At 48.5% G+C, this 25,984-nt stretch carries 20 protein-coding genes; 5 read left to right on the top strand and 15 right to left on the bottom strand.

What is annotated here, in order from left to right; translation table 11 throughout:
- The first annotated feature begins 95 nt into the window (after nucleotides 1–95).
- From asnS to CWC46_RS11975, 4 genes are all read left to right on the top strand, one after another.
- A complete protein-coding gene (gene asnS / locus CWC46_RS11990) occupies nucleotides 96–1,496 on the top strand; it encodes an asparagine--tRNA ligase (RefSeq protein WP_021016334.1) in 1,401 nt (466 codons plus the stop codon).
- A gap of 295 nt (nucleotides 1,497–1,791) precedes the next feature.
- Complete coding sequence (locus CWC46_RS11985) at nucleotides 1,792–2,871, top strand: porin (protein WP_021016335.1); 1,080 nt, start codon at nucleotides 1,792–1,794, stop codon at nucleotides 2,869–2,871.
- A gap of 782 nt (nucleotides 2,872–3,653) precedes the next feature.
- Nucleotides 3,654–4,733 carry a porin gene (locus CWC46_RS11980; RefSeq protein ID WP_021016336.1) on the top strand — a complete coding sequence of 360 codons (1,080 nt, stop codon included), beginning with the start codon at nucleotides 3,654–3,656 and terminating at the stop codon, nucleotides 4,731–4,733.
- 221 nt (nucleotides 4,734–4,954) lie between these two features.
- On the top strand, nucleotides 4,955–6,145 hold the full coding sequence (locus CWC46_RS11975) for an amino acid aminotransferase (RefSeq protein WP_021016337.1): 1,191 nt from the start codon (nucleotides 4,955–4,957) through the stop codon (nucleotides 6,143–6,145).
- 198 nt (nucleotides 6,146–6,343) lie between these two features.
- Here the strand turns inward: CWC46_RS11975 and CWC46_RS11970 are convergent, their stop codons facing one another.
- From CWC46_RS11970 to lolC, 15 genes are all read right to left on the bottom strand, one after another.
- Nucleotides 6,344–6,991, bottom strand: coding sequence for an MBL fold metallo-hydrolase (locus CWC46_RS11970; RefSeq protein ID WP_021016338.1), 648 nt, complete (start codon nucleotides 6,989–6,991; stop codon nucleotides 6,344–6,346).
- A 68-nt stretch (nucleotides 6,992–7,059) separates the two neighbouring features.
- On the bottom strand, nucleotides 7,060–7,608 hold the full coding sequence (locus CWC46_RS11965; RefSeq protein ID WP_021016340.1) for a peptidoglycan L,D-endopeptidase MepK: 549 nt from the start codon (nucleotides 7,606–7,608) through the stop codon (nucleotides 7,060–7,062).
- Nucleotides 7,609–7,800: 192 nt separating this feature from the next.
- The gene (gene ldtD, locus CWC46_RS11960) at nucleotides 7,801–9,501 is read right to left on the bottom strand and encodes a L,D-transpeptidase (protein WP_021016341.1); all 1,701 of its coding nucleotides are present in this window, start codon (nucleotides 9,499–9,501) and stop codon (nucleotides 7,801–7,803) included.
- 437 nt (nucleotides 9,502–9,938) lie between these two features.
- A complete protein-coding gene (locus CWC46_RS11955) occupies nucleotides 9,939–11,390 on the bottom strand; it encodes a protein adenylyltransferase SelO (RefSeq protein ID WP_021016342.1) in 1,452 nt (483 codons plus the stop codon).
- A gap of 236 nt (nucleotides 11,391–11,626) precedes the next feature.
- Nucleotides 11,627–12,361, bottom strand: coding sequence for an EAL domain-containing protein (locus CWC46_RS11950; protein ID WP_021016343.1), 735 nt, complete (start codon nucleotides 12,359–12,361; stop codon nucleotides 11,627–11,629).
- 311 nt (nucleotides 12,362–12,672) lie between these two features.
- Nucleotides 12,673–13,689 carry a lipoate--protein ligase gene (locus CWC46_RS11945; protein ID WP_021016344.1) on the bottom strand — a complete coding sequence of 339 codons (1,017 nt, stop codon included), beginning with the start codon at nucleotides 13,687–13,689 and terminating at the stop codon, nucleotides 12,673–12,675.
- Nucleotides 13,690–13,728: 39 nt separating this feature from the next.
- Nucleotides 13,729–14,202, bottom strand: a complete 474-nt coding sequence (locus CWC46_RS11940) for an NlpC/P60 family protein (RefSeq protein WP_021016345.1) — start codon at nucleotides 14,200–14,202, stop codon at nucleotides 13,729–13,731.
- 165 nt (nucleotides 14,203–14,367) lie between these two features.
- The gene (btuD, locus tag CWC46_RS11935; protein WP_021016346.1) at nucleotides 14,368–15,138 is read right to left on the bottom strand and encodes a vitamin B12 ABC transporter ATP-binding protein BtuD; all 771 of its coding nucleotides are present in this window, start codon (nucleotides 15,136–15,138) and stop codon (nucleotides 14,368–14,370) included.
- 2 nt (nucleotides 15,139–15,140) lie between these two features.
- Entirely contained in the window at nucleotides 15,141–15,692 is a 552-nt protein-coding gene (locus tag CWC46_RS11930) for a glutathione peroxidase (protein ID WP_021016347.1), read from the bottom strand.
- Between the two features lie 88 nt (nucleotides 15,693–15,780).
- Nucleotides 15,781–16,782: a vitamin B12 ABC transporter permease BtuC gene (gene btuC, locus CWC46_RS11925; protein ID WP_021016348.1), complete on the bottom strand. Its 1,002-nt coding sequence runs from the start codon at nucleotides 16,780–16,782 to the stop codon at nucleotides 15,781–15,783.
- 590 nt (nucleotides 16,783–17,372) lie between these two features.
- Nucleotides 17,373–18,203 carry a Sir2 family NAD+-dependent deacetylase gene (gene cobB, locus CWC46_RS11920; protein ID WP_021016350.1) on the bottom strand — a complete coding sequence of 277 codons (831 nt, stop codon included), beginning with the start codon at nucleotides 18,201–18,203 and terminating at the stop codon, nucleotides 17,373–17,375.
- A 13-nt stretch (nucleotides 18,204–18,216) separates the two neighbouring features.
- Nucleotides 18,217–19,131, bottom strand: a complete 915-nt coding sequence (gene nagK / locus CWC46_RS11915) for an N-acetylglucosamine kinase (protein ID WP_021016351.1) — start codon at nucleotides 19,129–19,131, stop codon at nucleotides 18,217–18,219.
- 39 nt (nucleotides 19,132–19,170) lie between these two features.
- Nucleotides 19,171–20,418, bottom strand: coding sequence for a lipoprotein-releasing ABC transporter permease subunit LolE (gene lolE, locus CWC46_RS11910; RefSeq protein WP_021016352.1), 1,248 nt, complete (start codon nucleotides 20,416–20,418; stop codon nucleotides 19,171–19,173).
- The gene (gene lolD / locus CWC46_RS11905; RefSeq protein ID WP_021016353.1) at nucleotides 20,415–21,110 is read right to left on the bottom strand and encodes a lipoprotein-releasing ABC transporter ATP-binding protein LolD; all 696 of its coding nucleotides are present in this window, start codon (nucleotides 21,108–21,110) and stop codon (nucleotides 20,415–20,417) included. Before lolD ends, lolE begins: the two co-directional genes overlap by 4 nt.
- Entirely contained in the window at nucleotides 21,103–22,305 is a 1,203-nt protein-coding gene (gene lolC, locus CWC46_RS11900; protein ID WP_021016354.1) for a lipoprotein-releasing ABC transporter permease subunit LolC, read from the bottom strand. Before lolC ends, lolD begins: the two co-directional genes overlap by 8 nt.
- 137 nt (nucleotides 22,306–22,442) lie before the next feature.
- Between lolC and mfd the strand changes: the two genes are divergently transcribed.
- Nucleotides 22,443–25,892 (top strand): transcription-repair coupling factor, encoded by a 3,450-nt coding sequence (gene mfd / locus CWC46_RS11895; protein ID WP_021016355.1) that lies wholly within the window; start codon nucleotides 22,443–22,445, stop codon nucleotides 25,890–25,892.
- The last annotated feature ends 92 nt before the right edge of the window (nucleotides 25,893–25,984 follow it).

The raw sequence follows: 25,984 nt of genomic DNA, 5'->3' as shown, positions 1-25,984 counted from the left end.
TTGTGTCCTGACAGGCGACAAGTAACATAGCGAAGCGCCCTTTTATCTGGGTCACTCACTGTTTCCAAACAAATTTTAATTAAAGAGAGAATGTTATGAGCGTAGTGCCTGTAGTCGACGTACTGCAAGGCCGTGTCGCCGTTGACAACGAAGTCACCGTGCGCGGCTGGGTACGTACCCGGAGAGACTCTAAAGCCGGTATTTCCTTTGTTGCCGTCTATGACGGTTCCTGCTTTGATTCACTACAGGCTGTTGTCAATAATAATCTCCCTAATTACCAGAGCGACGTCCTACGCCTGACCACCGGTTGCTCCGTGGAAGTGACTGGTCGCGTAGTTGCTTCACCGGGTGAAGGGCAGAGCTTTGAATTGCAGACCACAAATATCAATGTGATCGGCTGGGTTGATGACCCGGACACCTATCCAATGGCGGCCAAGCGCCACAGCATTGAATACTTGCGTGAGGTCGCGCATTTACGCCCACGTACCAATCTGATTGGCGCTGTCGCTCGCGTACGGCACACACTGGCCCAGGCTATTCACCGGTTCTTTCACGAAAACGGTTATTACTGGGTATCAACACCGTTGATTACCGCTTCTGATACCGAGGGCGCCGGTGAGATGTTCCGGGTATCCACGCTTGACCTGGAAAATCTGCCGCGGACTGAACAGGGCAAAGTGGATTTCAGCGAAGACTTCTTCGGTAAGGAAGCATTCCTCACGGTATCCGGCCAACTCAACGGCGAAACGTACGCGTGTGCCCTATCCAAAGTCTACACTTTCGGCCCCACTTTCCGGGCGGAAAACTCCAATACCAGCCGTCATCTGGCTGAATTCTGGATGATTGAACCAGAAGTGGCCTTTGCGACACTGGACGATATCGCCAAACTGGCGGAGGATCTGCTTAAGTACGTCTTCAACGCCGTGCTGGAAGAACGTGCTGATGATATGAAGTTCTTTGCCGAACGTGTCGACAAAGAGGCCATCAGTCGGCTTGAAGGCTTTGTCCATTCGGACTTTGCTCAGGTGGATTACACTGATGCCGTCACTATTCTACAAAACTGTGGTCAGACGTTTGAAAACCCAGTTTACTGGGGCGTTGACCTTTCGTCTGAACATGAACGTTTTCTGGCGGAAAAACATTTCAAAGCGCCGGTCGTCGTGAAAAATTATCCCAAAGACATCAAAGCCTTCTATATGCGGATGAACAACGACGGTAAAACTGTTGCCGCCATGGACGTTCTGGCCCCCGGCATTGGCGAAATTATCGGTGGCTCCCAGCGTGAAGAACGACTGGAACAACTGGATATCCGATTGGAAGCGATGGGACTCAAAAAAGAAGACTATTGGTGGTATCGCGATCTGCGTCGTTACGGTACCGTTCCTCATTCAGGGTTTGGCCTCGGTTTTGAACGACTGATCGCTTATGTTACCGGTGTACAAAACATACGCGATGTTATCCCTTTCCCACGCTCACCACGCAATGCCAGCTTCTAAGTAAAAATTACTATAAGCAAAACAAATAACTAGAAAATGGAGGGTCGGTAAATCCGAACCTCCGTTTTTATTTGTGACGTAGTCGACAAAAGTTCCGTAGTTTTTACATTTTGAAACACATAGTTTCTATTTGTTACTCAGTTAGGCAGTTAGTATCATTTTCGCGGTAGATTAACGGACTGGTGAATGGAAAACTGCGTGCAGACACAGGAAGACACCAAGCTTCTGGAAAAAGTTCCACACGGAATTTTCAATGGTTGCAATAGGTGTCTGTATAACACCAATGAGGGTAATAATGATGAAGCGCAATATTCTTGCAGTGGTAATCCCGGCTCTGTTAGCTGCTGGCGCAGCAAATGCAGCTGAAGTGTATAACAAAGACGGTAACAAGTTGGACCTGTACGGCAAACTCGATGGCTTGCATTATTTTGCAAAAGATAATAGCCAGAATTCTGACGGTGACCACAGCTACGCTCGTCTGGGTTTTAACGGCGAAACGCAGATCACTGATCAACTGACCGGTTATGGTCATTTCGAATATGAGTTCAGCGCCAGTGAGCCAGAAACTACCAACGGTAGTGCTGGTCACACCCGTTATGGTTATGCCGGTTTGAAATTCGCTGATTTTGGTTCTTTCGACTACGGTCGTAACCAAGGCATCGCTCACGATGGTATCTCTTATACTGACGTTCTGCCTGAATTCGGTGGCGACTCCTCCTACACCGATAACCTGACCGGTCGTTCTAGCGGTGTTGCAACTTACCGTAACAAAAACTTCTTCGGCCTGGTTGATGGCTGGGACTTCGGTATGCAGTACCTGGGCAAAAACGAAGGCTCTCGTGAACTCAAAAAACAAAATGGCGATGGTTACGGTTTTTCAACGTCTTACACTTCGCCAATCGGCATTGCTGTAATCGGTTCTTATGCCGCTTATGATCGTACTAGTGCTCAGAAAGCTGGCGGCGAAGGTGCCAAGGCCGATGCATGGGCGACTGGTCTGAAATATGATGCAAATAGTATTTATGTAGCGGCTACTTACGGTGAATACCATAACCTGACTTATATTGGTTCAACGGCAACGGGCACTGCTTATGCTGACAAAACCAAAGTATTTGAAGCGGTTGCTCAGTATAACTTTGACTTCGGTTTAACACCGTCTCTGGGTTATGTTTCCGCCAAAGCTGATGATGACACTAGCGCAACCAAAACCAGCGCTTATATCACCAAATATGTCAGCCTTGGCGCTACTTATGCCTTTAACAAGAACATGTCTGTTTACACTGAATATGACATCAACTTGATTAAGACTGCTGACGATAAATATGGTAAAGGTACCGATGACACTGTAGCTGTTGGTATGGTTTATCAGTTCTAATTATCTATCAGCTGATGGTGATATCAGTCTGATTGGGTAATTTTAATGCCAGTTGGCCCTGCTGACTGGCGTTCTCTATTTTTTGCCCATTTCCCTTGCCCCCCATCTTGCATCCAATGCCTGTTCTACTCCTTGCTCCTTGCTCCTTGCTCCGCACGTCTTCAACACACATCTTTAGTTCTTCAGTACCAAAATACTTTACCTGACTAAAACCTGGTCATAGCCGCGTTAACAAAGCACAGCTTGTACATCTCGGTCTCGGTCTCGGTCTCGGTCTCGGTCTCGGTCTCGGTCTCGGTCTCGGTCTCGGTCTCGGTCTCGGTCTCGGTCTCGGTCTCGGTCTCGGTCTTAAAGTTTACGCATAATGTAAAAGAACAAGGAAAGTCACACTTCTATTGCTTTCGACAATATTACACATTATTTGTGACAGAAATAGTAGAAACATATTTCAATACCATGAATATTATGGATTTTTATAAAACATTAAACTATTTTAAGTATCAAAAATACCGCTTTATTTAATGAAAAATATATAAAAAATAACAAATAGTTTATTAAAAAATTCATAAACCGGTAAAAATAAAGAAATGTAAAATATTTAGAAACATATTAATACAATTTGTTTCTATAACAATCATTTAGTATCATTTTAATTGTAGATCCCCTGCATTGTGGATGGAACACTGCCTGCGAACACAGAACGACACCGGCGTCTTGCAGAAGTTCCTTAAGCTTTATCTGTAAACGAACAGGTGCCATATAACACAATGAGGGTATTGATAATGATGAAGCGTAATATTCTGGCCGTAATCATCCCGGCATTACTGATGGCAAGCACAGCACACGCTGCTGAGATCTATAATAAAGACGGCAACAAGTTGGACCTGTATGGCAAACTCGATGGCTTGCATTATTTTGCAAAAGATAAGAGCCAGAACTCTGACGGTGACCACAGCTACGCTCGTCTGGGTTTTAAAGGCGAAACGCAGATTAATGATCAACTGACTGGTTATGGCCGCTTCGAATATCAATTCGATGCCAGCAATCCAGAAACGACCAACGGTAGTGCTGGTAAAACCCGTTATGCTTATGCCGGTTTGAAATTTGCTGATTTTGGCTCTTTCGACTACGGTCGTAACCGGGGCATCGCTCACGACGGTATCTCTTATACTGACGTTCTGCCTGAATTCGGTGGCGACTCCGGCTACACCGATAATCTGACCAATCGTACCAGCGGTGTTGCAACCTACCGTAACAAGAACTTCTTCGGCCTGGTTGATGGCTGGGACTTCGGTATGCAGTACCTGGGTAAAAACGAAGGCTCTCGTGAGCTCAAGAAACAAAATGGCGATGGTTATGGTTTTTCAACTTCTTACACTTCGCCAATCGGCATTGCTGTAATCGGTTCTTATGCCACTTATAATCGTACTAGTGCTCAGAAAGCTGGCGGCGAAGGTGCCAAGGCCGATGCATGGGCGACTGGTCTAAAATATGATGCAAATAGTATTTATGTAGCGGCTACTTACGGTGAATACCATAACCTGACTTATATTGGTTCAACGTCAACAGGCACTGCTTATGCTGACAAAACCAAAGTATTTGAAGCGGTTGCTCAGTATAACTTTGACTTCGGTTTAACACCGTCTCTGGGTTATGTTTCTGCCAAAGCTGATAATGACACCAGCGCAACCAAAACCAGCGCTTATATCACCAAATATGTCAGCCTGGGTGCTACTTACGCCTTTAACAAGAACATGTCTGTCTACACTGAATATGACATCAACTTGATTAAAACGGCTGACGATAAGTATGGTAAAGGTACCGATGACACTGTAGCTGTTGGTATGGTTTATCAGTTCTAAAGTTGATTTCACTTTCGTAAAATCATCTCAAACTCAGACAAGGCCTAACCGCCTTGTCTTTTTGTTTTTAGCTGCTGATCTTTTCCTCTCGCCCAGGCTTTTATTTTGCCTTCCCTGCCGTGGTGATTATTTCCATTTCTTTTGATGCAAACGGTTGGCAAAGCCATAAGCTAGCGGTAACCTGCTATTTCTTCCTTATTCTGTTATGGAACTATCTCGCAATGTTTGAGAATATCTCTGCTGCACCCGCCGACCCAATTCTTGGCTTGACCGATCTTTTCCGCGCTGATGAGCGTCCACATAAAATCAATCTGGGTATTGGTGTTTATAAAGACGAAACCGGTAAAACGCCGGTTCTGACCAGTGTTAAAAAAGCAGAACAGTTTTTACTGGAAAACGAAACCACCAAAAACTATCTGGGTATTGATGGTCTGCCTGAGTTTGCCCGTTGCACGCAGGCATTGTTATTCGGTGAACAGAGCGACATTATTGCCAATAAACGCGCACGCACCGCGCAAACTCCAGGCGGCACGGGTGGTTTACGAGTAGCCGCTGACTTCATCGCCAACAAAACCAGTGCCAAGCGTATCTGGGTAAGTAATCCTAGCTGGCCTAACCATAAAAATGTCTTTTCAGCTGCAGGTCTGGAGGTCTGTGATTACACCTACTATGATGCGGCCCATCACACACTCGACTTTGAAGGCATGCTCAGCAGCCTGAATGCGGCTCAGGCTGGCGATGTAGTGTTGTTCCATGGCTGCTGCCATAATCCCACCGGCATCGACCCTACCCCGGAACAGTGGGCTACATTAGCCGATTTGGCATTAGAGAAAGGCTGGTTACCGCTGTTTGATTTTGCCTATCAGGGTTTTGCAAAAGGTCTGAATGAGGATGCACAAGGTTTGCGTGCTTTTGCGGCCAAACATCAAGAACTGATTATTGCCAGTTCATACTCCAAGAATTTTGGCCTATATAATGAACGTGTCGGTGCCTGTACGTTTGTTGCTGCTGATTCTGCCACAGCCGACACTGCATTCAGCCAAGTAAAAGCCACTATTCGCGCCAACTATTCCAATCCGCCGGCTCATGGTGCCGCAATCGTAGCAACTATTCTGTCAAATGACGTGCTACGCGCCATCTGGGAGCAAGAGTTGACCGCGATGCGAGAACGCATTCAGCGGATGCGCCAGCTGTTTGTTAGCACCCTGCAAGAAAAAGGCGCACAACAAGACTTTTCCTTTATTATCAAGCAAAATGGGATGTTCTCTTTCAGTGGGCTTAATAAAGACCAGGTACTACGTCTGCGCAGTGAATTTGGCGTATATGCCGTGAATTCTGGCCGTATCAACGTCGCTGGGATGACACCGGAGAATATGTCTCCGTTGTGTGAAGCCATTGTCGCCGTACTCTGATATCAACACGACAAACCCGCTATCGTGACAGCTAGCGGGTTTGTTGCGAAAGATAGATGATATTTGTTGATAAGACAGGCAGTAATGTATTCAGCGTTTGGGGAAAAATCCTGTTATAACCATATCGTTTTGATGATTAATCGTCACTCTGGCAATAATGATCTTATCTGATCTATCTTGGTAACGATTAATTGCAGATTAACCAAATGCAGTATCATTACGGACAAACGGGTTAGTTCTCCGCTCTTCACCAAACGTCGACATTGGGCCATGTCCCGGGATAAAAGCGACATCATCACCCAATGGAAAAAGCTTATTCCGGATAGAGGCAATCAATACCTCATGGTCGCCTTGAGGAAAATCGCTACGCCCGACACCACCTCTGAAAATCACATCACCAACTAATGCCAAACGCGATGCTGCGTCGAAAAAGACGATATGCCCTGGTGTATGGCCGGGGCAATGTAATACCGATAACAAAATTGTCCCTACTGTCACCGAATCGCCTTCTTCAAGCCAACGGGAAGGTGTTAACGCCGGACAGTCTTCCAGCCCAAACATGCGGCTTTGCGCTGGCAAACCATTCAGCCAGAACGCGTCTTCACGTTGTGGGCCTAAAATAGGTACCTGATAATGCTCAGCCAATGATGCAGCCGCGCCAACATGATCGAGATGCCCGTGCGTCAAGAGAATCTGCTTAACGGTAACGCCAGCCCGTGTTACGGCTTGCGTGATTTTTTCCTTCTCACCACCGGGATCAACAATAGCGGCTTCTTTGGTTTCTTCACACCACAATAAAGTGCAATTCTGACTGAACGCCGTAACAGGAATAATCTGGTATTTCATACAGTTCCGTTTTTACCCCACTATCCCATGACATGCTATATCCGCCCATGTCATGTAGTTATTATGCCTTACCAGGTACGAACCGCTCCGGTATCAATGTGTACAAAATTACTTTTCGGGTAATACCCTACACCGCCAGCACGCATTTTCAGAGCGGCTTTGTGAATAGTAGCCAGTTGCACACCTTCGATATGGAAATCCATCGCTTTACCTTGTGTGTGATAACTGTGCTTAGCAACCCCTCGACTGTGAGATCGCAAATTCTCATTAGTGCGATAAGTACGATAACCGGAGATAAGCTGTACTGGTTTGTTGGTACCCAGCATAACCTGCAACCGATATAACTGATCGAACAGGTTGGGATCGATGGTTTTCACCTTATTCGCCCGGTAATCGCGAAAGAAATGATTTAAGCGTGATAGCTCTTCTTTATTGTACCGGTGTCCATCAAAAAACTCGACTTTAAGATGTTCGCCCGTATGAAGGTTATTCAGCGTAAGAATGCGGGGTCTGGACGTAGAAAAAGAGGCAAAAGACCGACCTGGAAGCAGGGCTAATCCCAACGCCACACTCCCGAGTGCCAACCATTTACGACGATGATTGTCAATATGTTCCATAAAGCAGTATTACCCTGGCTAAAAATGGCTAAAAAAATCGATGTAATGGTACAAAAAATGCGCCATCCGAACCTTAACTGCCGATGAAAAGTGAGTCAACCTGCTTTATATGAAAGGTTGCCGAGGATCCTAATGATTTATCGCTCACCACCATTGCCGTAAAAAACGAGCAATATCTGATATTACCGCTAGTTATTGCAAAAATGACCCGACGTTTGGCAAGGCCTGAGCATTGGTTCTCACCATGCCATCATAATTGTAAATATCTGTACGAAATTGAGGCTTACCATTATCGGCTACCCAGGCGGTCAAATAATAGAGATTAACCGGTATACGTTGACGGATCGGGACGTAGATGGTGTTCCCCCGATCAATTGTTGAGGAGATTCTGGCATTATTCCAACCGGCATCCTGTAATAGCAAGGCAGCCAGTTCAGAGGCTTTATTGATCCGGACACAGCCTGAACTCAACGCCCGAATATCCTTCTGGAACAGGTTATGATTCGGTGTATCATGCAGATAAATCGCATCTGAATTCGGCATATTAAACTTATAGCGTCCCAGGGAATTCTTCGCCCCTGGGGATTGACGCAGCCGATAGGGAAAATTCATTGCCGACACCAACGGCCAGTCGATCATGCTTGGATCGATGATCTGAGCGTCTCGTCCCCAGTCAGAAAGTACGACATAGTCATGGCGTTGCAGATAGCCCGGGTCCTGAATCACTTTGGGAATAATATCTTGGCGCACTAGCTTTGTCGGAACATTCCACGGCGGATTCATCACCACATCATTTAGCAAACTGCTCATCTGCGGCGTTTTACGCTTCGGCTGCCCGACAATCACCCGTGACGACAGAACTTCAGCCCCATTATGATAATAGATGAGAGAATAATTGGGGATATTCACCATGATACCCGTGTTGACATTATCCGGGACCAGACGCAAACGTTGAATATTCAGTGCCAACAGCCTTGCTCGCATCTGGGATGAAACGTTAAGCCAGTCACGTGTACGTCTACCAATTACGCCGTCCTCTTGCAACCCTTGCCACTGCTGAAAACGCTTCACTGCCTCAACCAATTCTCCATCATAAACATTAACGGACGGCTGAACGCTGGAAGAGGACTCGTCGTGCGATATTGAGGATGTTACAGAGGTCAACATCCCAGTACGCTGTAATATTTCTCGCAGCGCGGGCAAATCAGTACTGTAATCGCCAGGTCGCAATGTACCCGACAGGACCAGTTTCGGCCACGGGCGATTATCCAATAACATATTTTTCAATGCCTGATGCATTTTAGCGTATTGCGAGTGATGCGGTATTAATGTGGCAATATAAAGGGCCTCGCTGCCTGCCGAGATAGCCTGCTGCCACTGATTTATCATTACTGCCGGCGGCATTGCCAACGGATAAGAAACCTTACTGTAAAGCCAGTCATTACCTTTTTTTTCAACGCCAGACACAAACTGCATGTATCCCAACATGGCATCGGAAAGGACAACATCACGTGCAAACCCGGTGAGCCTGGCATCGGTCAGCCATCTAACCCAAGTAGTAAATTGCGGTTGTACACCGGAAAGAGCGACTTCGGCCAATTGCTGCTGAAACTCCCGAACCGCGCGATGATCAGACCACATAGGTTGCATAGCGTGACGGGTATAAAGCGTTGTCAATTCAGACAAATAGTGAGGTGAAATATTCGCCGGAAGTGCTGACATTAACGCCATCCGCCTTGCCTGCGAAGAAATATCGACTGGTGCCGCGGTTCTCCCGATAGTCGTGGTCGGTGATGCCGCTTGAACTATAAATGGATAAAACACACTTCCCAACAATAACGCACTAATAGCACTACAAAACAGTCTCTGCGTTTTCTGTCTCGTCAACAACATCCCATATCCCCTGTTCATTACCCACCATACTTTCCAGGACAAACCTTGCTACCCATAGAAATAAAATAACCAACTTCCAATACCGCAAAAAAGTGTCCACGTTGATGGTGACAATATTTTTATCGCATAAAGCGGATATGGCTGGTCACCCACACATTTGAAGAAACGACCCCTGCCTTACTCGCTAGTATATAAACAGAAAATGTATTTTGCTTTATAGTTGACAGACTTATTTAACACTGAGTCCATGTTCACTGATTATCCGATAGCGTTTCACGATGCCATCATGAGAAACGGGAGACGAATAAATTTCGAGCCTGATAGATGGCTATTCATTTGTGTCATAAATAACCATCACACAATAGCGTGTTTTTAACATTAGCGATATGCAGGAACTTCTCTATCATCCAGGAAAAAGAGTAACAGCCAGCTACCTTTTAACTGGAGCAGGATATGGCAAGATGTTTACCCCACTCCGGGGGTAACGCCGCCAGATCGTTCATTTCCGGCTGTTCCTGATAAGGGTGACTCAGTGCCTGATGTAATCGTGCCAAAACGCTGACATCATCCTGTTGCGCACGTTCAATCGCCTGCTGCGCCAGATAATTTCGCAGAACATACTTAGGATTAACAGACATCATTACCTGTTGTCGGTGGCTATCGTCATAATCTTCTATCATCAGACGTCTTCGGTATGTATTAAACCATTGATCAAAAACAGGCCGGTCGATAAATTCATCCCGTAATGGAGATTGAACACTTTGCTGTTCCGTTGCCGATAACAGTCGGAATGTTCGGGTGTAGTCTGCCTTTTCCCGCTGCATTAACCGCAATAACCCTACCAGAATGTCATTATCTTCCGCCTGCACGGTGAACAAGCCAAGCTTTGCCCGCATCCGTTCCCCAAAAGCCTGCATTAAAACGGGCTCATAACGTTCGAGAGCTCGCTGTAGCGTTTCAACCGGTATCAGTTTTGATAGTGACTGAGCCAAACGATGCAGATTCCACAGTGCAACAGCCGGTTGATTATCAAATGCATAACGTCCTTGGTAATCTGAATGATTACAGACATAACCAGGGTTATATTCATCCATGAACCCATAAGGCCCATAGTCAATGGTAATACCGAGGATCGACATATTATCGGTATTCATAACACCATGTGTGAATCCCACCGTCTGCCACTGAGCAATAAGCCGCGCCGTACGTTCTACCACATCGGTAAACCACAGTTGGTAACGATCATTTTCCTGTTGCCACAGTGGCCAGTGGCGACTTATCACATAATCAACCAACTGCCGTACTTTTTCCGGCTCACGTTGATAGTAGAAATGTTCAAAATGGCCGAAACGCACGTGGCTTTCTGCCACCCGCAATAACATTCCACCTCGTTCTTCCTGTTCGCGCTGGACAAGCTGATCACTGGTAGCAATCGTCAATGCACGCGTTGTGGGTATTCCCAAATAATGCAAGGACTCTGAGGCGAGAAACTCCCGTACCACCGAGCGCAACACTGCTCGACCATCCCCCATACGAGAATAAGGTGTCAGACCAGCACCTTTCAAATGCCAGTCAAGGCAACGGCCACCGTCGAGCTGTTGTTCGCCAAGTAAAATACCGCGACCATCACCCAGTTGCCCTGCCCAGGCACCGAACTGGTGACCACTGTAAACCTGGGCCAACGGCATCATTCCTGGTAGTTGATGTTCTCCGCACCAGATCTTACTGTTTTCTCCACAGAACCATTCGGGAGACAAACCAAGCTCATTGGCCAGTGCTTCACTGTGATAAATCAACCGAGCGCCCCGCAGAGGCGTTGGTGTCAATTCAGTATAAAACCCGGGTAATTGGCGGTGGTAATGGTTATTGAACTGAGGATGGTTCGGCATAATTCCCCCTGACCGTAAAACGGTCCACATACGTTGATGATAGGGGAAACATAGTGTGAGGTGTTCCTTACATCATAGATACTTCACACCATGATCACTCCAGGTATCTCAGTTCATCAACTGAGCCATATGGTTATTACCGAGAGTGTAAAACTACGCGGGGGAAATTAACACTGATTAACAATAGGGATATTGCCATAAATGCTATGGTGCAAATGAAATACGGCAACCCGCTACTAACCATAGCAAACGGAAGGTAATAGCTGATTCTCTAGTTGCTCCAATGGTACAGCAGGCCACAGGTCACCCTGTACCGCATTAATATCCAGGCGATAAGCCTTTTCCAGATAATCTATATTATCAATGCCTTTGGCAACCACAGTTAATGAGTGGCAATGTTTTTTCATAACATTTAATAAAGGATTCATCATAGAAACAGAAACCGGACGGGATAATAATTTCCAGACAAAATTAGGATTCAGCTTCACATTATGCATCAGCCCATCATAAAGTGGTTTCAAATTGCTTTGACCTGAACCAAAATTATCCAGCCACAAATCAAAGGATGCGCTTAATTCAGAGATACTCCGACTTTCTTTACCCTGAGATAAGTTAGGGAAAGTCTCATTAATCTCAAGTTGTACAAATGTAAGCGCTTGTAATTCATTCCTGATCTGCTCATTTCCAATCAGAAACTCTGACAGACCGTAGTCTATTTTTAATAGTAAAAGAATTTGATTATCCCTAAACCAATCTGATTTACTTTTAATAATCGACAACTGTTCCGTTAACAGTGTTTCTTTCTGTTTTCTGTTCAACATTCCCATCAGGATCTCCTGTGGCATGGCCAGGTTACCTGATACGCTATGAAAACGACCTATAATTTCTACTGCATATAATTTTGACGCTAAGCTATAAATAGGAGAAAACAGATACTTGCTGATATAATCAATCTCAAGCCGGATACGCATAGTGTCATAGCCAAAAGTTAAGTGAAACCTGTCAACACAGGCAGACCTAATTAATATTAAGCCTAGTCCGATTCGCTAAAACCACTCCCATATAAATTTAAAGATTATTAACCATATCATTCTTTTAGAAAAAGATGTCGCTCCATCGTCTGCCGTATTAAAGGCGAAAAGACATTATTAATAACCTTGCTCCTTTTTCGGCGAATACCCATTTTACGAAAAAAAATCACTAATAATTTATAGTTCAATTTTAGAATAACACAATTTTTTTTTCGCTTATCTGACAAAATGCCTATAACCATTTCTATTTCTTAACGAATACTTTCACTTAGCCAGTCAATTAACTGCACAACTTCACTCTGATGCTGTGGGTATTGCAATGCCATTTCTCTACCGATTTTCGTTAGTTCATCAGGACGATATGCCTTCCCCTTTAATCTACCGGCCAGTGTTTCCAGTGGTTCAGGATTAAGGCTGTCGGTAAAAAGTTGACAGCGGCTAATGACACCCCGCTCGATGTCAAAATGCAGTTCCACTCCGCCCCACGAGAAACGGGTATCCAGAGAATGAGTAAAATCCGGTGCCTGACCGAAATTCCATTCCCAGCGACTTTGCTTTATGAATTGCGCTTCCAGCCCTGGGAGATCGGGTAATGCCGCCGGGGAGATCAACTCCGGCTCACAACGAACTTGATGGTAACGAAAAAAGGCTTCTGTAATTGCCTGACAAACATTTTCATGAGTGATCTCTGGTAACAATTCCACCAAATTAACAATGCGAGAACGAACAGAAGCAATACCTTTTGCTTGCAGTTTCTTTACATCAGGATTGAGATAATCGGCCAGACGGGAAAGATTGGCATTTAACAATAGCGTCCCATGATGAAAACCCCGATCTCGAGTTTCACGATAAGCAGAACCAGAAATTTTCCGAATCCCCTCAGCCGTTGGCACCACCAGGTCATTGCGCCCGGACGCCGTAGCTTCGATTCCCAGCATGACCAGCGCATCCAAAATAATGTGGGTAGACACTCGCTTGTCATATTCGGGTTTGCCCGCCATAAAGGTAAAACAGGTATTCCCTAAATCATGAAAGACCGCCCCACCACCACTGCTGCGCCGCGCCAGTTTGACCCCATCTTCTGCCATACGTCGGGTATTGCACTCTTTCCACGGATTCTGTGCCCGACCAATCACTACCGTTTCCGCGTTACGCCATAGAAACAGGACCCGTTGCGTTGATGGCATTTGCCTGAAAATACACTCTTCCACCGCCAGATTAAACCAGGGATCAAACGACGTAGAGAGCAATAAACGCAACGACGACATAACCACTCCATGCAGAAAAAGAACCGACCATAACCACAATCAAATACGACGAGCCTGCCAGTAAGCCCGTTGCCAGTACACATTATCGAGAGAAGAACGTATTACGCCTCTGCTGGTAGAAGCGTGAATAAATTGAGCATCAGTGTCATAAATTCCTACATGCAGCCCACTACCGCTACTGCCGGTTTTGAAAAAAATCAGATCGCCGGGAAGCAGATCATCACGATCAACTGGCGTACCGATCTCGGTTTGCCCCTCGGTGGAACGCGGTAATATCAGGCCAAAACGATCACGAAATGTCAGATAGACAAAACCAGAGCAATCAATACCTCGGTGATCCAGACCGCCATACCGGTAAGGCGTTCCCTGCCATTGCGACAACTGATCATCCAGTTGAATCACGACTTCCGCTGAATTACTCAAACGCGCGCTCTGTTGTGGCACATGGCTGCTACAGCCCACCAGCGCTAAACTTGCCAATAATAGACAATATCTCCAGCGGATCAGGATCATGCGTCTACTCTCATGTCTGTCGAATAGTCGTAAGGTTTGCCTGCACTAGGTGCCAGAACAAATCGCCTGCTATAACCATAGTCAACTATATCAATTTATTAGCGTTCGTAATGGCAAAGAAACAGATGTTTTTTTATCGCCTTTATACGCATAAGACCTCCTGGGTCAGGCACTGCGGGTAATCATCCAGTGATGTCCGTCAACACTATGTCGTTGGAAGATGACACCAAAAACCGGTGACAATGTCTCCGGCTGCATGACCTTTTCGGTTTTCCCTTGTGCGACCAGCTTTCCATCAGCCATCAACCAGATACGATCAGCGTGATGGAGGCTATGATTCAAATCATGGGTAGACACCACCACACCAATACCGGCGTAACACAGTTCAGACAAAAGCTCATCCAACACAACCCGCTGGGCGATATCCAGACTGGTGTCTGGTTCATCCAGCAGCAATAATCGCGCCGAGGTATTAACCGACGGCCAAACCTGCAACAGTACCGCAGCCAGCCGCACCCGCTGCCATTCACCACCGGAAAGCTGTGTTAGTGAACGCTGTAGCTTATCTGCCAACATCAATCGTTCGGCCAGCATCTGTACCACATCATCAATCCCGGCAATGTTGTTCAATGGCGGCTGATGCAGCCAGAGATACTGAAAAACCGGCATCAGCGCAACTGGCGGATGCTGTTGCGGCAAATAGGCACGCAGCAGTGCCAAATCGCGACCAGACCAGTGTGACAGCGGTTTGTCTGCCAGTACCACTTCGCCGCATCCTTCAATTAATCCGGCCATCAACGCCAGTAAGGTACTCTTCCCTGCGCCATTCGGGCCGATGATGTGCAGCAATTCACCTGTGTGGCACTCCGCATCCACCGGCAACAAACGTTGCCTGACACCGGCTTGTTCCAGCCGCAACAACGATGTGACTGACATGGTTACTCTGCCAGCGCCCGAGTGATGGCATTGACGATCATGGTATCGTCCGGGGTCATATCCGGTGAAAAACGCTGAATGACCTGCCCTTGTCGATTAATCAGAAATTTTTCGAAATTCCATAAAATATCCTCGGCATGCGCTGGCCCCTGTCCCCGACTTATACGTCGTTCGTAAAATTCACTGTCATCTGGCCGGAGGGCCTGTGGCTGAGCCTCAATCAGTAAACGGTATAACGGATGACGTCCCATGCCATTGACTTCAATCTTGCTGAACATCGGAAATTGCACGCCGAAGGTGCCACGGCAGAACGTCTGAATCTCTTCGTCGCTGCCTGGCTCCTGCCCGGCGAATTCATTGGAAGGGAAACCTAGCACCACAAATCCGCGGGCTTTATAGGTTTCATACAACGCTTCCAGTCCTTCATACTGCTTCGTCAACCCACACTGGGAAGCCACATTCACCACCAGAATCACGCTGTTTTGCCAATCTGCCAGCGTCGTCTCACGACCATCAATAGTTCGCAGGGGAATCGAATATAAATCGTTGCTCATTATCTATTCCTGTTTATTGTTGAACCGGTGTATTGCTAATACCGGTGTATTATTAAACCAATGTTTCTAACTGACGGGCTGAAAACCATCACGCCTTGTTGCGTAATAACAACCAGATAAACCACGGTGCACCGAGCGTTGCCGTCACAACCCCAACGGGCAGTTCAGCGGAGATGAGCACAACCCGGGCTACCGTGTCCGACAACATCAGAACACTCCCACCAGCCAATGCACATCCGGTCAATAAATAACGCTGATCCGTCAGACCACACAAGCGCAAAATATGCGGAATCACCAGACCAATAAACCCGATCACCCCCGCCAACGCGACACTGAGTCCTACCAGGGCGCCGATCACCAGAACCATAACATTACGCCAGCGATATACAGACACACCAAGCTGCCTGGCCTGAATCTCCCCCAAGGCCAATTGATTCAGCACCATCCCACGCCTCGCCAGCCAGATGATCGGCGGTACCAGCACCAGCATCAACCAGCCATAACGCCAGTCAATGCCACTGAACCCGCCCATCATCCAATACATGAGCTGGCGCAAATCCAGGCTGGTACTGAAATAAACCGCCCAGGTCATGATAGCGCTGCAAATGATCCCCAGCGCCACCCCGATCAACAGCAAACGAGCGTTGGATACCCGCTTTCTGGCAAAATTCAGCAACAAAAACGTCACCAGCAGTGCGCCGGCTATTGCACACAGACTAAGTATCCAGACGGGTAACTGACCTTGCCCCAGTAACACAGCTAGCACTAACGCCACGCCAGCACCGTTAGAAACACCCAGTAATCCGGGCTCCGCCAGTGGATTGTCAAAAATGGCCTGCATCACCGTACCGCTCATCGCCAGACTAGCGCCCACGAGCATCACGGCCAGCGTGCGGGGTAACCGCAGTTGCCAGACAAACAATGATTGCCCATCATCAAGCCAGTGCGATGGCCAGATCCACCGGTCACCCGCACACAAGCTCACCATCAACACAACCAACATGAACAACAACAGCCCGGCTATCTGCCAACGAGCACGAATCTGTTGCTGCTGTTTCAGTTGGGTATAACACCTGCCAGCGGAGTGCATAATTTATTATGGCCCTAAAAATTAGGAGTATTACCGTAATCATGCGTATATCTACATATGAATCAAGATAATGGCATGCAACTCATCTATATTGCATCATCAATTAGGCGGAGTTTTTTCCTTTCAGCCCTCAAAATGGCGCTTGTTGTCCTGATTTGATAGCGGATGCAGTAGGCATCCTGAAATATCGGCTACCCTTATTGGTATGGGAGAGACTCCATCAGCGGATCTCTTATTCGGGTATGATGACTAAAGTCAGTGAGGCCGCATTATGCTGACATTTCTGATTCAAACTTTCCGCCGCCTGCGGGGAAAAACTGAGCCGAAGCCATCAATGGTAAAGAAAACGCCAGACTGTGGAGAATGCGAATTCTGCTTCTACAATCACGCGGGTAACCTTCCTTTTGACCAGACCTGTGAATGTCGGCAGTTACCTGAGCAACCGGACAAAAACGAACACTGAGATGTTAAGGCTCGCGATGTTGTTTTCTGTTACTGGACCGGGATATAAACAAGGAACCCGGGTTATCGACAGGCCATCACTGACCAGCATTAAACCTCGGGTTCCATTTTGAACAGATAGAGATAGCTCAGAATACGATACGCTTACGCCGGCTGAGCCAGGCACCGACAAATTCCGGCACTATCTGACTGGCCGGACCATAAATCTTCTCATCAAACTGACTTTCTACCTGACTGGGTTCCAGATTCATTTCAATGGTATAAGCACCGTGAGAGTGGGCTTCATGCACAAAGCCAGCTGCCGGATAAACATGTCCGGACGTGCCAATAGCGACGAAATAGTCAGCCTTCGCCAATGCGTGATAGATATGGTCCATTTCTAGCGGCATCTCGCCAAACCAGACCACATGCGGACGTAGTGGTGCTGGAAACTGACAACAGTGGCAACGCTCCTCGACGGATAAATCACCCGGCCAGTCGAAGACCTGACCACTTTGACTGCAACGCACCTTAAGCAATTCACCATGCATATGGATCACCCGCTTACTACCAGCGCGTTCATGCAGGTTATCAATATTCTGCGTCACCAACAGGAAGTTATCACCCAGCATGGCTTCCAGATTAGCCAGCGCCAGATGGGCCGCATTAGGCATCACCTCCGGCTGTTGTAACTGACGCCGGCGTTCATTATAAAAATTCTGAACCTGTTGCGGATCACGCTGAAAACCTTCCGGTGTCGCCACATCCTCAACCCGGTGGTTCTCCCATAGGCCATCCACCGCGCGAAAAGTGCGAATACCTGACTCGGCAGAGATCCCGGCGCCGGTGAGCACGACAACGCGTGGTTTTTTCACATCATTACTCGCCAGATAATCAATATGGAAAATACGGGCACGCAAACGCTGTTGGCGCATACGTTTCCCTTGATGAAAACGGTTTAATCGCTTACGCGTATGCATAAAAGCTCCTTCATTATTCCCCCACTATGTGTAGCAAGGCTGCTCCGCGAACCCCACCGGCATCGCCGTAGCGCGCCTTTTCAATCCGTGGCAAACGCGCTATCGGCATCAGGTGGGAAGGAAGCTGCTCCGGCAATTGCCGGTAAATCTCGTCAAAATTGGATAATCCGCCACCCAACACCAGTAGATGTGGGTCGAAGATAGTCAATAGGTTGCCCAGACAAATAGCCAGTAGATTCATGAAGCGCGCCACATGCGACATCGCCTGAGTCTCACCGTTGCGATAATTCTGGATAATCACCGGGGCTGACAGCGGTTGCCGGTAAAAATGCGCGTATAGCCACTCAAAACCGCGGCCAGAGATATAATTCTCTACGCATCCGGTCTGCCCACAACCACAGGGCTGGCGCGGGATGTCAACGCCAAGAACATCCAGCGCATCACATGGCAGGCGGAAATGGCCAAACTCACCCGTGATACCGTTATAACCATTAACTAATCTGCCATTAATTACCAGTCCGCCCCCCATCCCCGTGCCAAGAATAATACCCAGCACCACCGGATAACGCCGAAACTCTTCATCCCAGGCTTCGGAGAGGACAAAACAGTTGGCATCATTACTGATTCTGACATCACGCTGCAACCGTTGACTCAAGTCAGCCTGTAGCGGGCGCCCCATGGCGGCAGGTAGATTGGCAGTAAATAACGCGCCGTTTCCGCCAGCCTGAATACCGGGCACACCGATGCCGACCTTGCCGGGGCTGCCTATCTCAGCATCAGCTTCTTTCGTCAGCGTGATAACCGTCCGCAACAGTTCTTCATAACTGTCTCGCGGAGTTGGCACCCGTCGTTGCCATAGACGTTGCAAGTTGGCATCAAACACGCCCATCTCTATTTTAGTGCCACCCATGTCGAAACCGTAATACATTACTGCCCCCTCCAACACGGTTGCCTGCTGCTGCGATGATTATTGTCCGCTTAATACCCGGGCAGGATCAATACGGCTGGCCCGGCGAGCCGGATACCAACTGGCGATCAGGCTCAAAAGCAGCGCGGTTACCAGCACACTCACCACATCAGTCATGTGCAGTTCAGACGGCAAGAAATCAATAAAATAGATATCACCAGATAAAAAACGATGCCCGATCAATGCTTCAATACCGCGGATAATCGCGGTTAGCCGCAACGTGACGATAACGCCGATAACCGCACCGACAACACTGCCCAGCAATCCCGCCAGCAAACCATACCAGACGAAAATGGCACGAATCAGTCCATCTCCGGCACCCAACGTACGCAACACCGCGATATCACTACTTTTATCCTTCACGGCCATGACCAGCGTTGAAACGATGTTAAAGCAGGCCACACCGATCACCAGCACCATCGCCAGATACATAATAGTGCGGATCATCTGAATATCACGGTACATATAGCCATAGGTACCGATCCAACTGCGAATATAGACGTAATCATTGGTGGCTTTACCAGCATCCCGCACCAGCTTGTTAGCGGCAAACACATCTTTGACCTTAATCGCAATACCAGTAACATTATCCCCCATCTCCAGATACTGTTGCGCGTCTGCCAGTGGCACCAGCGCCAGGCTGTGATCCAACTGCCCACTCAATTGCAGGATACCACTGACGTGTAAACGAATACGTTTGGGTTGCAGTAGCTTCATCTGTGGATCGCTATTGGGAATCATGACCGTCACCCAATCGCCCGCTTTAACATGTAGCGAATCAGCAACGCCTTTACCCAGGATGACCTGCTGTTCACCGGAATGAAACCGTGACCAGGCGTTATTCAAGACAAAATTCGGCAACGCACTGAGACGTTTTTCCTGCTGGGGATCGACGCCTTTCATCTGAATGGCCCGCAAATTAGCGCCATTTTCCAGCAAACCGGTAAAATTGATGTAAGGTGCCGCAGCTACAATCCCCGGCACCTGCTCAATTTTCGGCAATAGTGCCTGCCACCCGAGAAAAGGTGGATTAACTGGCTCAATCTCCCCATGAGGCACCACTGCCAGAACGCGATTGTTCAATTCGCGCTCAAAGCCATTCATCGCACTCAGCCCCACTATCAGGACGGCGACCCCCAGAGCAATACCGATGGTGGAAATCACCGAAATCAGTGACACCATGCCGCTACGCCGTCTGCCACGACTAAAGCGCAAACCAACCAGCAGGGAGAGCGGAGGAAACGTCATTGTTGCGCTCCCATCAACTGCAACTGACCATCACGCATCTCCAGTTGACGGCCCAGACGACCGGCAAGATGCAAGTCATGGGTCACGACCAGGAATGCCGTCCCCTGACGCACATTCAGTTCACCCAATAACTCAAAAATGGTATCCGCAGTATGCTGATCAAGGTTGCCGGTCGGTTCATCTGCCAGCACTAACGACGGGTTGTTAACCAGTGCACGAGCAATGGCAACCCGCTGGCGTTCGCCACCGGAAAGCTCGGAAGAACGATGTTGACTCCGTTTTTCCAGACCTACCGCTGCCAGCATTTCAAGGGCCTTTTCTTTCGCCTCCCCAGGGGCAACCTTGCCGATTAGTAACGGCATGGCAACATTCTCCAGCGCAGAAAAATCCGGCAACAGGTGATGAAACTGATAAATAAATCCCAATTCCCGGTTACGAAGCCCAGCTTTGGCGGCAGAAGAGAGTTTATCCAGTGCTTTACCCTTGAAAATAACGTCTCCCGAAGTGGGAGAATCCAATCCTCCCAGCAAATGCAGCAGCGTACTTTTACCAGAACCAGAACTGCCGACGATAGCCATCATTTCCCCGCCGCGCATCTCAAAAGAGACATCGCGCAGCACATCGGTAGACAGTTTTCCATCCTGATAGCGTTTGCACAGGCGGTTACACTGCAATAAAAATGAATTATTCATAACGTAAAGCCTCAGCAGGAGGTACGGCGGCCGCGCGCCAGGAAGGATAAAGCGTGGAAAGCAGCGCAATCAGCATTGAGATCAACGCAATAACCGCCACCTGTTCCGGCATGATCATGACCGGCAGTGCACCACCATCAATCAACAACCCCAACATTGGCATCAATGCATTAAGCTGGCTGGCCAGCAACATGCCTAACAACGCCCCCAATAGTGAGCCAATAATCCCGGCACTACCACCCTGTACCATAAATACCGCCATAATCTGACCTCGGGTCAGCCCCTGCGTTTGCAGGATGGCAACCTCGCCCTGTTTTTCCATCACCAGTAACCCCAGTGAAGTAATGATATTAAAAGCGGCAACGGCGATGATTAGGCTGAGCAACAGTCCCATCATGTTTTTCTCCATTCCTACCGCCTGAAATAATTCGCCCTTACGTTCCCGCCAATCTTTCCACACCGTCCCAGGCGGCAGTGTCTGCCGACTGAGCGTATCGACACTCAATGGTTGCTGAAGCCACAGACGCCAGCCGGTAATATTGCCCAGCGGGTAGCGCATCAGACGTGAAGCATCCTGTTGATTAACCAACAGTTCATAACCATCTACCTCACTATTGGCGGCGAAGGTACCCGCGACAGTGAACAAACGCTGACTCGGGATACGCCCCATCGGTGTCAGTTGGCTGGCGCTGGTCACCATCAGACGCAGTTGATCGCCTCGCTTCACCCCTAGTTGGCTCGCCAACTTCTCGCCAAGAATCACTTGATAACTCCCTGGCTGTAATTGTTGCTGCCGGGTATTAACCAGATAAGAAGACAACGGGTCCGGTTCATCAGGATTAATACCCAGCATCACGCCGACCGCCACACTGCGGGCACTCTGCAAAACCACTTCACCGGTGGTCAAAGGGGCAATACGTTTTATCCCCTTCAGACTGTCAAGCGAGGAAGCAGGTAGTGTTTTCGGGTCAAGTGACCCCTGGGGAGTGGTGATAAGCGCCTGCGGCATCAGCCCCAGGATATTGTTCTCCAGCTCTCGCTCGAATCCGTTCATAACGGATAACACGGTGACTAACGCCATTACCCCCAGCGTGATGCCAATAGCTGACAGCCAGGAAACAAAACGCCCGAAACGATCCGAGGCCCGCCCACGCATGTAGCGCAAGCCAATAAATAAAGCGACAGGTTGATACATGAAATCCGTCTGGATGAGGTTGCTAAAGCAAAGTGATCAAGGATAATAAAGGGTAGCACCGCTTTATGGAACCCTAACTACCTCTCTCTCCGGCTTTTTCTTGACGGATACTGAGGCTGAGACCTGATAATCAGATTATGCCTGAACAATATCGTTATACGTTGCCATGCAAAATGGGTGAGCAACGCCTGCTGGGACAACTGACTGGCGCTGCCTGCGCCGTAGAATGTGCCGAAATCATTGAACGCCATACCGGGTTGGTCGTGCTCATCGCCCCTGATATGCAAAATGCCTTGCGGTTACGGGATGAAGTTCAGCAATTTACCGAACATCCGGTCATCACACTGCCTGACTGGGAAACGCTTCCTTACGATAGCTTCTCTCCTCATCAGGAAATTATCTCGAGTCGTTTATCCACACTGTATCAGTTACCAACATTGGAACGCGGCGTACTGATTCTGCCGATCAACACCCTGATGCAGAAAGTATGCCCGCATTCGTTCCTGCATGGTCATGCGCTGGTCTTGAAACAAGGACAGCGCCTGTCACGGGACAAGTTACGGTCACAACTGGAGCAAGCGGGTTATCGCAGTGTCGACCAAGTGATGGAACATGGTGAGTTTGCCACCCGGGGAGCCTTGCTGGACTTGTTTCCGATGGGAAGTGAAGAACCCTTCCGCATCGATTTTTTCGACGACGAAATCGATAGTCTGCGTCTGTTTGATATCGATACCCAGCGCACACTGAGTGAAGTCAACCATATTAACCTGCTGCCCGCACATGAATTTCCGACTGACAAAACAGCAATTGAGCTGTTCCGTAGTCAGTGGCGCGAACAGTTTGATGTCCGCCGTGATGCCGAACATATCTACCAGCAAGTCAGTAAAAATAGCTGGCCAGCGGGCATTGAGTACTGGCAACCCCTGTTTTTCAACCAGCCTTTACCCTCGTTGTTCAGCTATCTTCCGGATAACTCGCTGATCGTAAACAGTGGCGATATCCAACAAAGTGCGGAACGTTTCTGGCTGGATATCCAGCAGCGCTTTGAAAACCGCCGCATTGACCCCATGCGTCCGTTGTTGTCGCCCGACGTATTATGGCTACCGGTTGACGCATTGTTCGGGGAGTTGAAAAACTGGCCACGCATACAACTGCGTACCGATACACTGCCACACAAAACCGCTAACGTGAATCTGGGCTACCAGTCTCTGCCCGATCTCGCAGTCCAGCATCAGCTCAAGGCTCCGCTGGATGCGTTGCGCCGCTTTGTGGAACAGTTTACTGGTCAGATTATCTTCTCCGTAGAAAGCGAAGGCCGCCGTGAAACCTTGCAAGAACTGCTGTCCCGCATCAAGCTGGCACCCTCTCCTATTACCCGTTTGGAACAGGCTAAAACCAAAGGCCCTTATCTACTGATTGGAGCCAGCGAACACGGTTTTATTGACACGCTACGTCAACGAGCGCTGATCTGCGAAAGCGATATGCTGGGCGAACGCGTCAGCCGTCGGCGTCAAGATAATCGACGTACCATCAATGCCGATACACTGATCCGTAATCTGGCCGAGTTACGTCCCGGTCAGCCGGTAGTTCATCTGGAGCATGGTGTTGGACGCTATGCTGGTCTGACTACGTTGGAAACGGGTGGCATCAAAGCTGAATATCTGATTCTGAATTACGCCGGAGCAGACAAGCTCTATGTTCCGGTATCCTCCCTGCATCTGATCAGTCGTTATGCTGGCGGTGCCGACGACAGTGCGCCACTGCACAAGCTGGGCGGCGACGCCTGGGTGCGCGCCCGACAGAAAGCAGCAGAAAAAGTACGCGATGTCGCGGCCGAGCTGTTGGATATCTATGCACAGCGCGCCGCCAAGAGCGGTTTTGCCTTTAAGCATGATAAACAGCAGTATCAGTTGTTCTGTCAGGGATTTCCGTTTGAAACCACACCCGATCAGGAACAAGCCATCAACGCGGTATTGAGTGATATGTGCCGTCCACTGGCGATGGACCGTCTGGTGTGCGGTGATGTGGGATTCGGTAAAACCGAAGTGGCTATGCGTGCCGCGTTTCTGGCCATAGAAAACCATAAACAAGTTGCGGTGCTGGTACCTACGACACTGCTGGCTCAGCAGCACTATGACAATTTCCTCGATCGCTTTGCCAACTGGCCGGTAAAAATCGAGATGCTCTCACGTTTCCGCAGCCAACGTGAACAAGCCAAGATACTGGAACAGACACTGGACGGGAAAGTCGACATTCTGATCGGCACCCACAAGCTGTTGCAGAGTGATGTGCACTGGCACGATCTCGGCCTGTTGATCGTAGATGAAGAGCACCGCTTTGGTGTACGACACAAAGAGCGCATTAAAGCTATGCGTGCCGATGTGGATATCCTGACACTGACCGCCACGCCAATTCCCCGCACGCTAAACATGGCAATGAGTGGTATGCGTGATCTGTCTATTATCGCCACCCCGCCGGCGCGACGTCTGGCGGTGAAAACTTTCGTGCGTGAATATGACAGTCTGGTAGTGAAGGAAGCTATCCTGCGTGAAATTCTGCGTGGTGGCCAGGTGTATTACCTCTATAACGATGTCGAAAATATTGAAAAGGCGGCGCAACGCCTGAATGAACTGGTGCCGGAAGCTCGCATCACCATCGGGCATGGTCAGATGCGTGAACGCGATCTGGAACGCGTCATGAATGACTTCCATCATCAACGTTTCAATGTGCTGGTATGTACTACTATTATTGAAACCGGTATCGACATTCCCAGCGCCAATACCATCATCATCGAGCGGGCCGACCATTTTGGTCTGGCACAATTGCACCAGTTACGCGGACGCGTGGGGCGCTCCCACCATCAGGCATATGCCTATCTGCTGACACCGAATCCCAAAGCAATGAGTGTCGATGCACACAAACGCCTCGAGGCCATTGCCTCGTTGGAAGATTTGGGCGCCGGTTTTGCGCTGGCCACCCACGATTTGGAAATTCGTGGTGCTGGTGAATTGCTGGGGGAAGATCAGAGCGGCCAGATGGAAAGTGTCGGATTTTCACTGTATATGGAACTGCTGGAAAGCGCCGTCGAATCGCTCAAAGCAGGCCGCGAACCCTCATTGGAAGATCTCATCAGCAGTCAGACCGATGTGGAGCTACGCTTGCCGGCGCTCTTGCCTGATGACTTTATCCCGGATGTAAATACCCGGCTCTCGTTCTATAAGCGTATCGCCAGCGCCAAACAAGCAAACGAGCTGGATGAGCTAAAAGTCGAGCTAATTGATCGCTTTGGACAACTGCCAGATGCCACCCGCAGCCTGCTGCAGATTGCCGCGCTACGCCAGCAGGCACATAAGCTTGGAATTAAACGAATTGAAAGTAACGAAAAAGGCGGTTTTATCGAATTTAGTCAAGATAACTGTGTTGATCCCACACACCTGATTGGTTTACTACAACGGGAACCCAAGGTTTATCGGCTGGATGGCCCTGCACGGTTAAAATTTATCAAGGATTTGACTGCCCGCCAGCAACGTCTTGAATTTATCGACAATCTTCTGGGGAATATGGCACAACACACTTGCGCAGTATGACGTTTTTCATCAAAACTATCATGGTTCAATTCAAGTCGGCGTTACAAACGCCGATATAGCAAGACAAGAAGGTTAGTAGAGGCCATGAATAG

This window comes from Prodigiosinella confusarubida, from assembly GCF_002847015.1.
Taxonomy (GTDB): Bacteria; Pseudomonadota; Gammaproteobacteria; order Enterobacterales; family Enterobacteriaceae; genus Prodigiosinella; species Prodigiosinella aquatilis.
The sequence above is the reverse complement of the archived record's forward strand: the minus strand, read 5'-3'. Positions and strand labels throughout refer to the sequence as shown.

What these genes read in the sequence shown, in the direction of transcription:
- asnS (WP_021016334.1), top strand. Translation starts at nt 96, where the DNA reads ATGAGCGTAGTGCCTGTAGTCGACGTACTGCAAGGCCGTGTCGCCGTT.
- CWC46_RS11985 (WP_021016335.1), top strand. Translation starts at nt 1,792, where the DNA reads ATGATGAAGCGCAATATTCTTGCAGTGGTAATCCCGGCTCTGTTAGCT.
- CWC46_RS11980 (WP_021016336.1), top strand. Translation starts at nt 3,654, where the DNA reads ATGATGAAGCGTAATATTCTGGCCGTAATCATCCCGGCATTACTGATG.
- CWC46_RS11975 (WP_021016337.1), top strand. Translation starts at nt 4,955, where the DNA reads ATGTTTGAGAATATCTCTGCTGCACCCGCCGACCCAATTCTTGGCTTG.
- CWC46_RS11970 (WP_021016338.1), bottom strand. Translation starts at nt 6,991, where the DNA reads ATGAAATACCAGATTATTCCTGTTACGGCGTTCAGTCAGAATTGCACT.
- CWC46_RS11965 (WP_021016340.1), bottom strand. Translation starts at nt 7,608, where the DNA reads ATGGAACATATTGACAATCATCGTCGTAAATGGTTGGCACTCGGGAGT.
- ldtD (WP_021016341.1), bottom strand. Translation starts at nt 9,501, where the DNA reads ATGTTGTTGACGAGACAGAAAACGCAGAGACTGTTTTGTAGTGCTATT.
- CWC46_RS11955 (WP_021016342.1), bottom strand. Translation starts at nt 11,390, where the DNA reads ATGCCGAACCATCCTCAGTTCAATAACCATTACCACCGCCAATTACCC.
- CWC46_RS11950 (WP_021016343.1), bottom strand. Translation starts at nt 12,361, where the DNA reads ATGCGTATCCGGCTTGAGATTGATTATATCAGCAAGTATCTGTTTTCT.
- CWC46_RS11945 (WP_021016344.1), bottom strand. Translation starts at nt 13,689, where the DNA reads ATGTCGTCGTTGCGTTTATTGCTCTCTACGTCGTTTGATCCCTGGTTT.
- CWC46_RS11940 (WP_021016345.1), bottom strand. Translation starts at nt 14,202, where the DNA reads ATGATCCTGATCCGCTGGAGATATTGTCTATTATTGGCAAGTTTAGCG.
- btuD (WP_021016346.1), bottom strand. Translation starts at nt 15,138, where the DNA reads ATGTCAGTCACATCGTTGTTGCGGCTGGAACAAGCCGGTGTCAGGCAA.
- CWC46_RS11930 (WP_021016347.1), bottom strand. Translation starts at nt 15,692, where the DNA reads ATGAGCAACGATTTATATTCGATTCCCCTGCGAACTATTGATGGTCGT.
- btuC (WP_021016348.1), bottom strand. Translation starts at nt 16,782, where the DNA reads ATGCACTCCGCTGGCAGGTGTTATACCCAACTGAAACAGCAGCAACAG.
- cobB (WP_021016350.1), bottom strand. Translation starts at nt 18,203, where the DNA reads ATGCATACGCGTAAGCGATTAAACCGTTTTCATCAAGGGAAACGTATG.
- nagK (WP_021016351.1), bottom strand. Translation starts at nt 19,131, where the DNA reads ATGTATTACGGTTTCGACATGGGTGGCACTAAAATAGAGATGGGCGTG.
- lolE (WP_021016352.1), bottom strand. Translation starts at nt 20,418, where the DNA reads ATGACGTTTCCTCCGCTCTCCCTGCTGGTTGGTTTGCGCTTTAGTCGT.
- lolD (WP_021016353.1), bottom strand. Translation starts at nt 21,110, where the DNA reads ATGAATAATTCATTTTTATTGCAGTGTAACCGCCTGTGCAAACGCTAT.
- lolC (WP_021016354.1), bottom strand. Translation starts at nt 22,305, where the DNA reads ATGTATCAACCTGTCGCTTTATTTATTGGCTTGCGCTACATGCGTGGG.
- mfd (WP_021016355.1), top strand. Translation starts at nt 22,443, where the DNA reads ATGCCTGAACAATATCGTTATACGTTGCCATGCAAAATGGGTGAGCAA.